The following is a 15,650-nucleotide window of genomic DNA, read 5'->3' as shown; positions in this document are numbered from 1 at the left end:
TATTTAGTTGTAAACCAATACTAAAAAATTCTGCGGTTTAAGTAGTTGGGGGTGACATTGTGACAATTGAAAACCAATTAGAAGAAGACAATGATAAAAAGAATGAGGACTTTACCCAAGCTGCAGATCCACAACCTGTCGACCGATTTTCAGAGTTAATGTTTGGATCTAGAAGCTCGCATTTAAAGCAGGGGAATGTTCAAGAACAAACTAAAATAGATGAAGTGAATTATTTTACCTTAATGGAGCAAATTGATGATATTATGGGTTCCATAGATAATATAAAACCCGTTTTTAAGCATTTCACACCAATTATAGACTATATTAAAAAGAAAATATAAAGTTTCTATTGTGGATATGTGCTCTACATCCAATTTCAGTACCTAGCCCCGACAAGTAAAAGCAACTCATGAATAGAAGGTAAACAACACCTTCTATTCATGAGCATCTTATGCTTGCCGGGGCTGATCAAGGCACTGAGCTAGTGTTTTTATTGTCCGTCTTTTTTTCCTAATTCATATGCTTCTCCCATAACCTTTGTGAAAAGCTCCATCATTGGTTGAATTGTATCCAAGGATAACTCAATACCTGTTCCTTCTAATTTTTGTTTTGCCTCTGGTAAGTATTTCATTGCAATTTGCATGAATTCCATTGTTTTTGGATGTTGTTCCACTTTATTTCACTCCTTCTCAGTATTCATATCACTATTTTGGAAAGGGGGACAGAGATGTTTCTTCTTAAGTATAACGAAATGTATAGACAAAAAGAACAAATTTGAGCTAATTGGCTCTTTTCTAAAAGTTTGTTGCTCTCAACTCTAGTAATATCGGCAATAAGAAATTACCTATAAGTTTTTTTCCGTATCATTAGCAGCTATTTTAACAGAAAAGAACCTAGTCATTTAACAAAAAGAACATAACGACAGGCTAAGTATGCAAAAAATGCTTATTACGAAATACAACAGTCTTTGGTAATACAGTCACTTTATTTGTATCAATTACTTTTGATTAGGAAGGAGTCCATTTTTTTTATAATCTAAAATATAATCATTGATCTTAGACTGGAAATCCTTATCAACAAGTGGGCTGAATTCACCTAAGGAAATTACATCATCTTGAAAATCAAAATAAAGTTCTCCACTTTTTAGCTCACCATTATTAAATTCAGTTGCAACTACTTCATACAATACATCTAGATGTTGGACAGTACTTGTTAGCACCGCTCCCTTTCCTAAATCTGATTGATCTGATACATATCCGATTACATACAGACCTTCTTCCTTTAACTTTTCAATAACTGGGATATTATATCCATCACCAGCAACATATACTGTATCTATATTAGAAGTGATCATTTCATCAATAAGATGCAATGCTGTAGTTGTATCATTCCAATCCTGAACATACTGAATATTCACGTGAACATTTTCATTTTGAAAGTATGCCCCTTCAAAAAAGCCATCTATTTCAGGCTGCCACTCAAAGGCTGCTAAAACACCTACCTTTTCAGTTTTTGACATTTCACCAGCTACCATTCCTCCAAAAAAACCCATTGCATGTGACTCGAAATTTAAACTTGTGATATTATCACCATCTACTGCCTGGTTAAAAAGGACAAAATGAATATCAGGATAATTCTTACTTAACGTTTTAAAAAAACTAGCATACTCACTCCCATGCCCAAAAATAAGATTTACACCATCTTGTTTAAATTCGTCTATTGCTGCACGAACTTTGCTTTCTTCATTCATACCCTCTTTATAGTAGACATCTACACCAAGTTCAGATTGGATTTTTAGAAGTCCTTTATAGCCCTCTGTACCCCATACCTGATCATCTATGGTGTCAGGTACAAGAAGTCCTACATTCTCAAGGTTTCCAGACCCTTTAGGTTGTCCACATCCTAACAGCGAAAATAATAAAAGTATGATAAGTCCAAGCCTTATGTACATGGAACAACCCTCCTTAGATAAAATATTGAAAGCGCATTAATACACTCATTAGTTCTACTTATTTTATCCTTACCTTCATTGAAAGTACAAGCAATTTTCGTAGTTAGTTGTTACAAATTGTACCTTCCTACCATTATCTACAAAAGAAAACCAACGAATAAAATACTACTATGATCTTTCCAAAAGGGTTTTGTAAGTATCAATAAATGAAATTTGTAAATTTAATCCTTTACCAACTCTAGTTGGTATATTTATAACCATGTTTCCCTCTGTTACATCCTGTTCGGAATCGCTCACCCTCATTTGAAACTTCAGTGAAGAAGTTTCCTCATTATCATCTAGAAAGTCACTTTTAAAAGTGTATGTCTTGCCTTGCTCTATTTTGGCTAGTAATTTCGTTAAACCATCCACCGCATCATCAATAAATAATATTGGTTCCTCAACAATGATCCCTTCAATCCTCTTATTAGCATTAGATAACTGTTGATGGATCGTTTCAGTTTGAGGTTGGAAAGGGCCAAATAAAACTGGAAAATGAACCAGGATACGTGTTTCAAAATTTTCTAGAAGATAGCTTTCACAATCCTTGATATGATTCCTTCGTAAATCTCCAATTCCTTTGTTGCTAGAAGATGTATAAATATAAGGTATTTTTACATCTTGGGCAATTGCTACAGATTTCAACAATTGCTTACGATCTTGCTTGATTAAGTCCGCCTCAATACCATCGTCGCAACAGTGAATAATCAAGTCAATCGTTCGGTCCTCCTCATATTTCTCATCATATTCGACACGTTTAAACAATGCATTTCTTCCAATCATCATTAATCGTTCATCCAACAGTTGTTGATGTATTGATTTTTCAGGTCGTAACAATACTCCCACAACCTCAATACCCTCCTGAACTAACCTCTCACAAAGCCCTAAACCTATGTAAGAATGAGCACCAAAGATCAAAACTCGATTAAACATCCGCTTTCCTCCCTAATAGAAAATTATTATAATGAAAAGCGCAAGAGCCCGTTTAGCGCCGTATGAACTGGAGCACTCCGCAATAAGATAAAGGAAACACGAAGAGCGCTAGCGATTCGATGTTGACTTATCTTGTGAAGGAGGGTGAAGTTCACTAGGCGCTGGGCTCTGGAGCTAGCCACAATTGAAAAGCGCAAGAGCCTTGTTCAGACCCGACAAGCATAAGACGCTGATGAAATGAAGGTGTCCTTTCCTTCAATTCATCAGTGACTTATGACTCGAGGGGCTAGGCTCTGGAGCTAGACTCGAAACTTATTAGTCCTACTAAGAATATTTAGGCATTTGTTATCTATAGATTTTTCTCATTTTCTTTATAAAACTTTATGATTGATTGGTTAGTTCGATATGGATTATCCCCAAAATGAAAGATAAGCTGAATGGGGCTACCCATATTATTTCTTATTTCCTCGTATCGTTTACTATGATCTTGTGGAACATAGGTGTAGCTATTCATTCTTTGCCAAATTTGAACTGGGCTTTGGGAAGTTAAATTCTTCATTGAAGGTAGGTTTAACGAATGTAACTTCTTCTCGTCTGTACCATATGCTAGAGATATTTCTTTTACTAATCGTTTGTAAAAGAACTTATGCTCTCTTTCTTTTTCGAGATGGACTTTGAGGTCAAGGCAAGGATTCATCATTGCCACAGAACGGATATTGTCTGGTACTGTTTCCATTAATTGTAATGCAGTTAATCCGCCCATTCCCTCAGATAGGATATGAATTTTTCGGTTTAGAATTTCTTTTTTTAATACCATATGATAGAGCTGCTTTGCCATTGTTACAGCTCGTGGACTCCCCCAATTACAACCATATAAATTAGAATGAAAGAGCGTATAGCCCTTATTCATTAAATCTTTAATAAATTGATGCCTTCCGTAGTTTTGATGCCAGAAACTTGAATTTTTTTCTACAAAGTCTGTCCGGTCACCTAGAATTAATACGCCAAATCCATTTGGTTTAGTTGGTAAATGTACGACATTCCATTCCGTTTCAAGTTGAAAAAATCGTTCCGTAATTTTCATCACTTGCCCACCACCTTTCTCTTCTATAAATTTTTAATGAGGAAAAAGGATTTTTAAGAACATCATATTCCCTCTCCTTCTATTTAATGTATGTATCTATATTTAAAAAGAATAGGATTATATCACTGTTCTATTAAATATAGACGAACAAGGATGTATTGGTACAAAATCATTTGGTGTACTTAAGTAATGGATAAATTGCTTGAAATGAGCACAATTTCGAAAAACGAATAAGAAAACCTGTCACTTTTTAAAAACTTACTTTTATTAATGAAATAATATGTGATAAAATGTAGTAATAATGCGTCTTTGAAATAGAGGTGAATGCAATGCGTTTCGTTTGGACATTTATTTGGGGATTTTTATTAATACATATGGCATCATATGTAGTTAATTCTATGACAGGTGGCCATTATGACTTTATGACAGCTAGTATCTTATCTGTCATTGCAATCGTTATCATTTTCTTTATTGCAGAAGTGATACCGAGTGAGCCAACTGCTGACCCTAAACATCATTAATAAATGATGTTCGACCTAAATTCAAAAAAACCTACTTTTATAGTAGGTTTTTTTGAATTTAAAGTGGATTTCCCCATTACGAGGTTATTTTAAGGCTTCCTTTTATATGTCCACTGTCGATTATGGTTCGCTGCTTCAGGGAAACGATCTCCTGCCTTTAATCTAACTTGACCCGGATTCGTTACATTTGAACCTGTTTCACCCACTTCTACATAGATACCGTTATTAGGTGCTTTTTGACCTGATCTAAAACGATGCTGTTGGCCCATACTTCTCCTCCTCTCTTGTTTTTATAGTATCTCCGCTCAAACTTTTTTCATGAGTATACTAAAAGTTCTTTACAGAATACCTTTCATCATGTTTAATGAAATTGATTGTCATACTAACGGGGGATACTAATTTGGATTTACTTTTAATTTTAAAGTACTTGTTATTAGGTTTATTTCAAGGTTTTACTGAACCGATCCCAATTTCATCTAGTGGTCATTTGGTTTTTGCCCAAACATTCCTTGGTGTTGAAATTGAAGGTTTGTCTTTTGAATTATTTGTTAATACAGCATCACTTATTGCGGTACTTATTATCTATCGCAAGGATTTAGTTCGATTAACAGTAAATGGAGTAAGATATGTGACAAATAAGGATAAAGAAGCTAAGAGTGATTTCAATTTTATTCTTTACCTTATTATTGCAACAATTCCTGCAGGTGTGATTGGAGTGTTATTCAATGATGACATTTCCAAACATTTAAAGAAGATTCATGTGACAGCTATTACGTTAATTATTACTGGTATAGCGTTATGGATGATTCGAAATTTACGTGGTCGTAAAAATGACGGAGACTTAACAGTGAAGGATGCTGTTATTATTGGACTAGCCCAAGCAGTAGCTTTAATTCCAGGTATAAGCCGCTCAGGTGCGACAATTGTAGCTGCAATGGGATTAGGAATGAAACAAGAAACAGCACTTAAGTTTTCTTTCCTATTATTTATTCCGATTAGCTTCGGAGGTATGATCTTAAGCATAACGGATCTAATAAAGGATCCAAATTTAGATACTTTGCTTATTCCTTATATTGTTGCTTTTATTGCTGCGTTAATTACGTCCTATTTTTCTCTGAAATGGTTTATGAATATTATGGCAAAAGGAAATTTAAAGTACTTCTCAATCTATTGCTTCATAGTTGGTATTGCTGTATTACTATTTGCTTAATAGCAAAAAAGCAATACGCAATGAAAGAGGCTGACGAATTCGTCAGCCTCTTTCATTATGTCATCTATCTCTTACAGATTAACCTAGTAATTTCTTCAACAGAGCTTTTTGAACATGCAGGCGATTTTCAGCTTGCTCAAATACCACTGAGTGCTCACCATCGATGATAGCAGTGGTAACTTCTTCTTCACGGTGTGCAGGCAAGCAATGTAGAAAATAATAATCGTCCTTTGCATGTTTGACAAGTTGATCATTTACTTGAAAGTGTTTAAAAGCAAGTAAACGTTGTTGTTGCTCACTCTCTTGCCCCATACTTGCCCATACATCTGTATAGATAATATCGGCTTCTTGAACAGCCTCAACTGGGTCATTTGTGATAGTAATCTTTGCTCCAGTTTCTTCAGCAATTTTTTGAGCTGCTTCAACAACTGACGGTTCTGGCTCGTAACCTTGTGGACATCCTAATGAAAAGTCCATACCAACTTTGGCCGCAGCAATCATCAATGAATGTGCAACATTGTTACCATCACCCAGATAGGCTGTTTTAACGCCTACAAATTTTTGTTTTACGCGATAAATCGTTTTTAAATCAGCAAGGGCTTGGCAAGGATGAAAAAGGTCAGTTAAACCATTGATAACTGGTATGTTAGCGTGTTTAGCTAACTCTTCAATTTTATCATGTCCGAAGGTACGAATCATGATCCCATCCACATAACCAGATAGAACTTTTGCTGTGTCAGAAACAGGTTCTCCTCTACCTAATTGTAGGTCTTGGCTACTTAGAAATAACGCATGACCACCTAATTGCAACATGCCTGTTTCAAAGGATACACGTGTTCTAGTAGAAGATTTTTCAAAGATCATCGCCAATGTTTTTCCTTTTAAAACCGGCTGGAGCGGATTTTCTTCTAGGCTGATTGCCTCTTCAATAAGATCAAGAATTTCTTTTTTACTATAGTCTAGAAGGGTTAAAAAGTCTCTTTTTTCTTTTATTTTTACATTGTTCATTATGTGACACACTTCCTTTTTGATCGGTAAGGGAACGCATCTTTCCTACCTTATTTGTTAATCTTCGACCAGGGTCCACATTATACCAGTGGTTTCTTCACCACTGGTATGTTAATTACCGATCCTATGTAGTTAAGGGGAAATACCCCTCTTATTCGTTTATATTACCATTTATCCAAAAGTCTTTTTCCACAAAGGTTGTTGATTCATATTTAACTCTTTAATTGTTGCTATCATGTCGTAGTAGCATGACTACTACTAGCTACTCGCTTATTCAACTGTTGTATCGATTGTACAGAATCATCTACAACATCTATCGCTTGTAAGCATGCATAATAGGTAGCAAGGTTGGTAAACAAAATCATCCCTTTTTCAATTGCCAATTGACGATTTAGTTTGGCCTCTTCACTATCAATAAGTGAAACAAATATTCCTTTATTGCCTTCTATCCAGGAAGAATAATCCGTTGTAATGGCTTGAAGACCCGCTTGTTCCGTTGCCTTCATTACATCCTCATTCTTAACATCAAAATAAACAGTTTTTACATTTTCAAGATCCTTATAGAATATTTTTCTATAGACAAACTGAAGATTTTTACCTACACACATGCCTTCACCTGTGGCCTTCATCTCAGGACCCAGGGTAATATCCACATCATGTAAAGCATGACTTGAAAACACTGGATATTTAACCGCAACCCAATCATTCACTTCTGGTTGTTCTAGTGCCATTTCATTTAGTACTTTACCACACAGTAAGAAAGTAGCATATTTAATAATCGGTATTCCAGTTACTTTACTGATAATAGGTGCAGTTCGACTTGCACGTGGATTTACCTCCACAACATAAATTTGCTCATTATTAATTAAAAATTGAATGTTCATAATTCCACGGTAATTCAACTTTTTCACGAGCGCATTTGCATATTGTACAATGACTTTTTTGTTGTCCTCAGTTATGTTTTGCGATGGAAGAATTGCAAGACTATCACCTGAGTGAACACCTGCTGGTTCAACATGTTCAATATAGGTTGGAATAAAAGCTTCATTTCCATCTGAGATAAGATCAATCTCACCTTCAAGACCTTCAACAAACTGATCAATTAATACAGGATAAATCATATTTACATTGCTTGATAACAAATCAGTTAATTGTTCATCATTATAAACAACAACCATTCCTTTACCACCAATTACATAAGAGGGTCTTAGAAGAATTGGATATCCAATTTCATTTGCTCCCTTTATTGCCTCATCCGAATTATTTGCAGTTAATCCAATCGCATGACGGATTGATAGGTCATCTAATAGATGATAAAACTTATCTCGATCCTCTAACCAATCAAGAGTGTCAGTATCTGTACCTAATAATTTAACACCCGCACCTTCTAATTGTTCTGCGAGGTTGATAGCTGTTTGACCACCATACTGTACAATTACTGAATCGATATTTTCTGAATCAACTACATTTAGGACATGTTCTAAAGTGATCGGTTCAAAATAAAGACGATCTGCTGTTTCAAAATCAGTACTTACAGTTTCAGGATTATTATTTATCATGATTGCTTCATAGCCTAACTCTTTTAAGGCTTTAATTCCATGAACAGCACTATAATCAAATTCAATACCCTGACCAATTCGAATTGGTCCTGATCCAATGATTAAAACCTTTTTCTTATCATTGAATTCAGGCTGTTCATTTTCCCCAAAGTAAGTAGAGTAAAAATAATTGGTCCGTGCTTCGAATTCAGCTGCACATGTATCAACATATTTATAAGTTGCCTTTATCCCCACTTTAAGACGCAGATCTCGAACCTTATCTTCAGATTCTTGGAGCAAAGATGCTATGGTTCGATCCGAAAATCCCTTTTCCTTTACCTTGGCCATTAATTCACTATCAAGCGATGCGAGGGATTGCGCTTTTATTTGTTTTTCTAAATCAACAATATTTCTAAAGCAAGATAGAAAATAAAGATCCATTTCTGTCATTTCGTTGATTTCTTCTATTGTCATTCCTCTTCTTATAAGCTCCATTACCGCAAAGAAGCGACGATCATCCGTTTTATTCATACAGGCAATGATTTCAGCTGTCGTTTGGTTCTCAAATTCAGGTAAATGCGTTCCTATATTATCAAGTTCTAATGAATCACATGCTTTTTGAAGGGCAGCCTCTAAATTACGTTCAATGGCCATAACCTCACCAGTTGCTTTCATTTTCGTCCCTAACTTACGGTCTGCCTTACTGAATTTATCGAAAGGCCATCTAGGAAACTTAACAACAACATAATCAAGTGCTGGCTCAAAGCTTGCATAGGTACTCATCGTTAAAGGATTTTTTAGTTCATCCAAAGTATAACCAACTGCAAGTTTTGCAGCAATCTTGGCAATTGGATAACCAGTAGCCTTCGATGCTAGAGCAGAAGATCTGCTGACCCGTGGATTAACTTCAATAATATAATATTGCTTACTCTTAGGATCGAGTGCCAATTGAATGTTACATCCACCGACCACACCAAGTGCTGAAACGATTTTCACCGCTGCACTTCTAAGCATATGATAGTCTTGGTCTGTTAAAGTTTGTGATGGGGCAACTACTATTGAGTCACCTGTATGAACACCAACAGGATCAATATTTTCCATATTACATACAGATATACATGTACCCTTATAATCTCGAATCATTTCATATTCAACTTCTTTAAAGCCTGCGATGCTTTTTTCAACTAAACACTGCGTAATTGGACTTGCTTGTAATCCACTTTTCACTAATTTTTTGTATTCATCAGCATTTTCGGCAATTCCACCACCCTTACCACCAAGTGTATAGGCAGGACGGATGATGATCGGGAATCCTATTTTGTTAGAAAATTCAATAGCCTCTGCCACTGTCGTCACGATGGAGCTTTCCGGAATAGGTTCATTTAAATCGTACATTAGCTGGCGAAACTCATTGCGGTCTTCACCTTTACGTATCGAGTCAATTGAGGTGCCTAATACCTGTACACCAAACTTTTCTAGAACTCCTGCTTCATGAAGCTCCATTGCTAAATTGAGTCCAGTTTGACCACCTAATGAGGCGAGTAAGCCATCTGGTCTTTCCTTTTCAATTATTTTCGTGACACTTTCAATCGTAATCGGTTCAAAGTAAAGGACATCCGAATATTCTTCATCTGTCATAATTGTAGCCGGATTATTATTCACTAGGATAACTTTGTATCCTTCTTCCTTTAAGGCTAAACAACCCTGAGTACCTGCATAATCGAACTCTGCTGCCTGACCAATTATGATTGGACCAGATCCAATAACAACGATCTTTTTGATTAATTGATTTTTAGACATAAAGTATATCTCCTTTTGCTACAGCAACTAAATCTAAAAATTCATCAAAAATCCACTCACTATCAGTCGGGCCTGGATGTGCTTCTGGATGAAACTGTGCTGTTAATATCGGTAATGTCGAATGTGATAATCCTTCAATCGAATCATCATTTATATGATAAAAACGTAGCGATAATTCGGTTGACTTCAGGCTGTCTCCAATGACAACATAACTATGATTTTGTGAGGTCATGAATACTTTTTCGGTTTTCAAATCATAAACAGGTTGATTTGCTCCTCGATGTCCGAATAAGAGTTTTTTCGTCTTTGCACCAAATGATAAGGCAATTAATTGGTGCCCTAAGCAAATTCCTAAAGTTGGATAGGAGGACACAATCTCTTTTATTTGCGGAAAATAACTTGAAAGCTGCTCTGGATCTCCTGGACCATTTGATAATAAAACACCATCTGGATGTAAATCAGCAATTTCATTCATCATCTTAAAAGGTAATGTCGTCACTTTGCAACCACGGTTTAGTAAGGCAGTTAAAATTGATTTTTTATAGCCAAAATCAATCAGAACTATATGCGTTTCGCCGTTTCCATATGTTTTTTTCAAATTAGAGGTAACCTCAAAAACTCCATCTTCATAAATCGCGCAAGGCTTTTCTTCCTTATTAATTGTTGAAGAGATCTTTGCTGCCATTGAGCCGTGATGTCGGATTTTTTTTACAACAGCCCTTGTATCAACATGATGGATAATTGGAATATTCCACTTTTGCAAGTATTCTTTAAAGCTATACTGAGCCTCATAATGAGAATACTGTGAAGTACACTCATATATGACAACAGCCTTTACCTGCGGCTTTTTACTTTCATCATCACTAATATTGATACCATAGTTCCCAATAAGCGGATAGGTAAATACTACAATTTGATTCTTATATGATGGATCTGTCAACACTTCTTGGTATCCTGTCATACCTGTAAAAAAAACAATTTCACCACTTATATCTTGTGAGCCAGACATAAGTTCACCCATATATACTGAACCATCCTCTAGATGGAGATATCCTTTCATCTGTTCGCACCTCGTTCGTCTTATATTATAGATAGGGTTTCACCCTTCCAGCTTTTTCTTTTGGTTTATTGGATAATTATAAGACTCATAGTATTTTTATTCAACAATTTGTAAAAAAAATGCTCATTTACATTAATGAGCGGTAACTTTTTGATTACTTGTAGAGAATGTATGACCAATCGTTTCAACTGCTAAATCAATCTCATCATAAGATACGTTTAGCGGAGGCAGTAGTCGAATAACATTAGGACCTGCTGCAATTACGAGAAGTTTACGTTCTCTTAATTCATTAATTATTGAACCAGCTTGTTCCTTACATTCTATACCAATTAGTAAACCCGTTCCACGTATATCTTTCACAAGTGGATGATTTCCCACTATACTATGCAACTTCTTAACTAAGTAATTACTTTTTTCAGTAACTTCTTTTAAAAACTCTTCATTAAAAATTTTTGTTAGTGTAGCCTTTGCAGCTGCCATTGCTATCGGGTTTCCACCAAATGTTGAACCATGACTTCCCGCATGAAAGGTTTCGAGTAGTGATTTTTTTCCAATCATTGCACCTACTGGTAAACCATTTCCTAACCCCTTCGCTGATGTGACAATATCTGGTTTTAAACCATAATGCTGATAAGCAAACGGCTTACCTGTTCGACCTATTCCAGTCTGTACCTCATCAATTATTAATAGTGCACCAATTTTCGTGCATGTTTCTTTTACTTGATCAATAAATGCCTGTTCAGCTGGAACTACTCCACCTTCTCCTTGAATTACTTCAAGCATGATAGCAGCAACATCGTCTCCAAGTTCCTTTAATGCATCTGTTTGATTATATGGAAGGTACGTAAACGTTTCGAGAAGAGGACCATAACCTTGATGGATTTTTTCCTGTCCAGTTGCTGACATAGTTGCAAATGTTCTTCCATGAAATGATTGAAGGAATGTTACAATTTTCGTTTTTCCAGTATGCTTGCGTGCTAGTTTAATTGCTGCCTCATTTGCTTCTGCACCACTGTTGCAAAAGAAAACGGCCTCTCCTTCACTATTATCCACTAAAAGCTTTGCAACATCCTCTTGAATCGGTTGATGAAACATATTCGATACATGCCAATATTTTGTTAGCTGATCTTGTACGGCTTGCATAACATCTTCATTTGCATGACCTAAATTACAAACTGCAATTCCTGAAACAAAATCTAAATATTTTATATCATTTTCATCTGTAATCCATGAGCCTTTTGCTTCTTTAACCGTAACATCCCATCTAGAATAAGTAGGAAATAAATTACTCATGAAGACATAACCTCCTCTTCTCTCACTATTTTTGTTCCTTTGAAGCTATTATTCTCGATAAACGCTTGCTGTCCACTTACAATCATCACTTCTTTGCATGTATCTGAAAGTGTTGCCATTGCTGATTGTACTTTCGGGATCATGCCACCAGTAATAACTTCACTAGCTATATATGAATGAATTTCATTTGGAGTAATTCTTTCAATTACTTGTTTATTTTCATTTAGAATACCCGGTACATCTGTCACGAATAGTAATTTCTCAGCTCCTACCGCGTTTGCAATTGCAGCTGCAGCTAAATCAGCATTAACATTAAGTGTTTCATGTGATACCGTACGTGCAAGTGGTGCAACTACAGGAATATATCCATTTTCCATTAGTAATGACACGATAGATGTATCAACTGATGTCACCTTGCCAACCAATCCAAGATTAACCTTATCTAAATAGTTAGCTTCTAATAGGTTACCATCACTACCTGAAACCCCAATTGACTTAAGACCCTTTTGTTGCAAGAGGTTTGTTAGATGCTTATTAATCTTCCCTGCCAATACCATTTCAGCTACTTCCAACACTGCTTCTGTTGTCTTACGCTGTCCTTTGAAAAATTCCGTCTCAATATTTAAGGCCGTTAGCATGTTGGTTATATCGGGACCACCACCATGTACAACCATAATTTTCCAATCATGTTCAATCAAGTCTTTTAAACTTTGAAAAAATGATGCTGACAATTGGTGTACTGTGCTTCCGCCACATTTCAAAACGACTATTTTTGACATATCGATCTCCTTATGTTCTATAACTCGCATTTATTTTCACATAATCATAGGTTAAATCGCAGCCCCATGCTTTTCCAGATGCTTTGCCATCACCAAGATTTACTAAAATTTTCACTTGGTCCTTTTTTAAATATTCACTAGCTATTTCTTCTGAAAAGGTTTGAGGTCTATTGTTTGTAAACAAGCAAAGGTCCTCTAAATAAATGTCAATTTTATCTGGTTCTACTGCTGCTTCACTATAACCAACTGCACAAATTATTCTTCCCCAGTTTGCATCAGCTCCATAAACAGCCGTTTTTACTAAACTAGAGCCAACAATCTTTTTCGCAACAATATTGGCTTCTTGCTTCGTTTTAGCTCCAGTTACTTCTACTTCGATTAGTTTAGTTGCTCCCTCGCCATCTTTAGCAATTTGTTTTGCAAGCTCCTCACTAACCATTTGAAATGCCGATATAAAATCATTCCATTGTGGATGATTCTCATTTAATTGTTCGTTTTCCGCTTGACCATTGGCCAACACTAAAACCATATCATTTGTTGACGTGTCACCATCAACCGTTATTTGATTATATGTTTTATCTGTAATACCCTTTAAAGCTGATTGTAAGGATTCAGAATCAATATTTGCATCAGTTGTTACAAAGGCAAGCATTGTTGCCATATTCGGATGGATCATACCTGATCCTTTTGCAGCACCGCCAATTGTTACCTTCCTTCCATCAATTACAACCTCATAACATGATGTTTTCATCACTAAGTCTGTCGTTAAGATTGCTTGTTGGAATTCGATTGCTGCATCTTTGGAAGTCTTTGGCTTTAATTGATCTATGCCATTACGAATTTTTTCCATTTCTAAAAACTCCCCAATCACACCAGTTGAGGCAACCGCTACAAAATGATTTTCGATTTTAAGCAGTTTTGCACTTCTTTCTCTCATTTCATACGCATCTTGAAAACCTTGCTCACCTGTACAAGCATTTGCATTTGCACTGTTGACAATGATTGCTTGTAACAGTCCTTCTTTTGCAATACTTTCCTGAGTAACCTTTAGTGGTGCTGCTTGGAAATGACTTTGGGTATATACAGCAGCACAATTTGCTGGTACTTCGCTATAAATAACACCTAAGTCATTTTTAGAATATCTTAAACCTGCGTGAACACCATCAGTTAAAAATCCCTTTGGTGAAACGATAGAACCATCTTCAATTTTTGTTATAGCAGAGGTATCCTTTGTTTGTAGCACTGCTTTTTTCCTCCCTAGTTGTCTTTGTGGGTGAGTATTTTTACTAGTAATCTAGTTTTTGTATTTTCTTTGTTTTCTGTACCCTGTCTTCGAACTCTCATAGAGCAAAATGTACCTTATGGAAAAATAGGTGAAAATAATAAACCAGTTGTTTCATCAAATCCGTTCATTATATTAAAGTTTTGAACCGCTTGACCAGCAGCACCCTTCATTAAATTATCAATAACCGATACAATGGTGACTCTTCCAGTCCGTTCGTCAACTTTAAGTCCGATATCACAGAAGTTGGAACCATAAACTTCTTTAGTAGATGGAAATTGATCTAATTTGCGAATTCGTACAAATGGTGATTTAGCATAAAACTCTTTATATAAATCTAGTAATTGTTCTGTTGTATACGTATCAGTTAAATTAGCATAAATTGTGGCCATAATCCCACGTGTGATTGGCAATAAATGTGAGTTGAATGATATATAGCTAACCGCTTCATTTAATTGGTGCAGCGCTTGTTCAATCTCAGGGATATGCTGATGTTCATGCACTTTATATATTTTCACATTTTCATTTGTTTCCGAGTAGTGTGTTGTTTGTGATAATTGTCTACCTGCACCTGAAACGCCTGTTTTGGCATCCACAATAATCGATTGTTCGTTCACTACTTTCTTTTCTACAACCGGTGCTAGCCCTAAAATCGTTGCTGTTGGGAAGCACCCTGGATTGGCAATTAGCTTAGCCGTAACGATTTCTTCTTTGTTTAACTCAGGAAGACCATATACAGCCTCTGCGAGAACCTGTTCATCTACGCATGGTCGTTTGTACCATGTCTCATAATCATTTTTATCCTTTAGTCTTAAATCACCAGATAAATCAATTATTTTTACATTTGAATTAATAAATTGTGGTGATAAGCTCTTGGAAACCCCTGGAGGAGTCGCAAGAAACAAGACAGCTATGTTGTTTTTTATTTCTTCGACATCAATACTCTTTAATATATGATTACTTAATTCAGTTAAATGCGGTAGCGAATTGATATATGGGATACCTGCTTCAGAAGATGAATATAAAATACATTCATCTACATGAGGATGATTAGATAATATACGATATAATTCGACTCCACCATATCCAGTGGCACCGATAATTCCGACCTTCACCAAATCACCTTCTTCTGTTAAGTTCGTATTCTAAATT

General features: G+C 35.8%; 15 protein-coding genes. 3 read left to right on the top strand and 12 right to left on the bottom strand.

What is annotated here, in order from left to right:
* Window positions 1-59: 59 nt before the first annotated feature.
* Window positions 60-341 carry a hypothetical protein gene (locus tag AC6CHR_RS02620; protein WP_498246924.1) on the top strand — a complete coding sequence of 94 codons (282 nt, stop codon included), beginning with the start codon at window positions 60-62 and terminating at the stop codon, window positions 339-341.
* A 149-nt stretch (window positions 342-490) separates the two neighbouring features.
* On the opposite strand, the gene AC6CHR_RS02615 is transcribed toward AC6CHR_RS02620, so the two are convergent.
* From AC6CHR_RS02615 to AC6CHR_RS02600, 4 genes are all read right to left on the bottom strand, one after another.
* Complete coding sequence (locus AC6CHR_RS02615) at window positions 491-652, bottom strand: ComZ family protein (protein WP_498247185.1); 162 nt, start codon at window positions 650-652, stop codon at window positions 491-493.
* Window positions 653-997: 345 nt separating this feature from the next.
* Entirely contained in the window at window positions 998-1,951 is a 954-nt protein-coding gene (locus tag AC6CHR_RS02610) for a BMP family ABC transporter substrate-binding protein (protein WP_498246922.1), read from the bottom strand.
* 168 nt (window positions 1,952-2,119) lie between these two features.
* A complete protein-coding gene (locus tag AC6CHR_RS02605) occupies window positions 2,120-2,923 on the bottom strand; it encodes an NAD-dependent epimerase/dehydratase family protein (protein ID WP_498246921.1) in 804 nt (267 codons plus the stop codon).
* 349 nt (window positions 2,924-3,272) lie between these two features.
* Window positions 3,273-4,007 (bottom strand): alpha/beta fold hydrolase, encoded by a 735-nt coding sequence (locus tag AC6CHR_RS02600; protein WP_498247184.1) that lies wholly within the window; start codon window positions 4,005-4,007, stop codon window positions 3,273-3,275.
* Window positions 4,008-4,336: 329 nt separating this feature from the next.
* Here AC6CHR_RS02600 and AC6CHR_RS02595 point away from each other — a divergent pair, with 329 nt between their 5' ends.
* Entirely contained in the window at window positions 4,337-4,528 is a 192-nt protein-coding gene (locus AC6CHR_RS02595) for a YjzD family protein (RefSeq protein ID WP_498246920.1), read from the top strand.
* Window positions 4,529-4,617: 89 nt separating this feature from the next.
* Here AC6CHR_RS02595 and AC6CHR_RS02590 read toward each other — a convergent pair whose 3' ends face one another.
* Window positions 4,618-4,797, bottom strand: a complete 180-nt coding sequence (locus AC6CHR_RS02590) for a YjzC family protein (RefSeq protein ID WP_498246919.1) — start codon at window positions 4,795-4,797, stop codon at window positions 4,618-4,620.
* 95 nt (window positions 4,798-4,892) lie between these two features.
* Here AC6CHR_RS02590 and AC6CHR_RS02585 point away from each other — a divergent pair, with 95 nt between their 5' ends.
* The gene (locus AC6CHR_RS02585; RefSeq protein ID WP_498246918.1) at window positions 4,893-5,738 is read left to right on the top strand and encodes an undecaprenyl-diphosphate phosphatase; all 846 of its coding nucleotides are present in this window, start codon (window positions 4,893-4,895) and stop codon (window positions 5,736-5,738) included.
* Window positions 5,739-5,816: 78 nt separating this feature from the next.
* Here AC6CHR_RS02585 and argF read toward each other — a convergent pair whose 3' ends face one another.
* From argF to argC, 7 genes are all read right to left on the bottom strand, one after another.
* Window positions 5,817-6,746 (bottom strand): ornithine carbamoyltransferase, encoded by a 930-nt coding sequence (gene argF / locus AC6CHR_RS02580; protein WP_498246917.1) that lies wholly within the window; start codon window positions 6,744-6,746, stop codon window positions 5,817-5,819.
* Between the two features lie 233 nt (window positions 6,747-6,979).
* The gene (carB, locus tag AC6CHR_RS02575) at window positions 6,980-10,084 is read right to left on the bottom strand and encodes a carbamoyl-phosphate synthase (glutamine-hydrolyzing) large subunit (RefSeq protein ID WP_498246916.1); all 3,105 of its coding nucleotides are present in this window, start codon (window positions 10,082-10,084) and stop codon (window positions 6,980-6,982) included.
* Complete coding sequence (locus tag AC6CHR_RS02570; RefSeq protein ID WP_498246915.1) at window positions 10,077-11,144, bottom strand: carbamoyl phosphate synthase small subunit; 1,068 nt, start codon at window positions 11,142-11,144, stop codon at window positions 10,077-10,079. Before AC6CHR_RS02570 ends, carB begins: the two co-directional genes overlap by 8 nt.
* 132 nt (window positions 11,145-11,276) lie before the next feature.
* Window positions 11,277-12,437 (bottom strand): acetylornithine transaminase, encoded by a 1,161-nt coding sequence (argD, locus tag AC6CHR_RS02565; RefSeq protein ID WP_498246914.1) that lies wholly within the window; start codon window positions 12,435-12,437, stop codon window positions 11,277-11,279.
* On the bottom strand, window positions 12,434-13,216 hold the full coding sequence (gene argB, locus AC6CHR_RS02560) for an acetylglutamate kinase (RefSeq protein WP_498246913.1): 783 nt from the start codon (window positions 13,214-13,216) through the stop codon (window positions 12,434-12,436). Before argB ends, argD begins: the two co-directional genes overlap by 4 nt.
* Window positions 13,217-13,226: 10 nt before the next feature.
* Window positions 13,227-14,459 carry a bifunctional ornithine acetyltransferase/N-acetylglutamate synthase gene (gene argJ / locus AC6CHR_RS02555; protein ID WP_498246912.1) on the bottom strand — a complete coding sequence of 411 codons (1,233 nt, stop codon included), beginning with the start codon at window positions 14,457-14,459 and terminating at the stop codon, window positions 13,227-13,229.
* Window positions 14,460-14,575: 116 nt separating this feature from the next.
* Window positions 14,576-15,613 (bottom strand): N-acetyl-gamma-glutamyl-phosphate reductase, encoded by a 1,038-nt coding sequence (argC, locus tag AC6CHR_RS02550; RefSeq protein ID WP_498246910.1) that lies wholly within the window; start codon window positions 15,611-15,613, stop codon window positions 14,576-14,578.
* Window positions 15,614-15,650: the final 37 nt, after the last annotated feature.

This window comes from Metabacillus sp. GQ13 (genome assembly GCF_059758525.1).
This window is presented reverse-complemented; position numbering and strand designations above follow the sequence as displayed.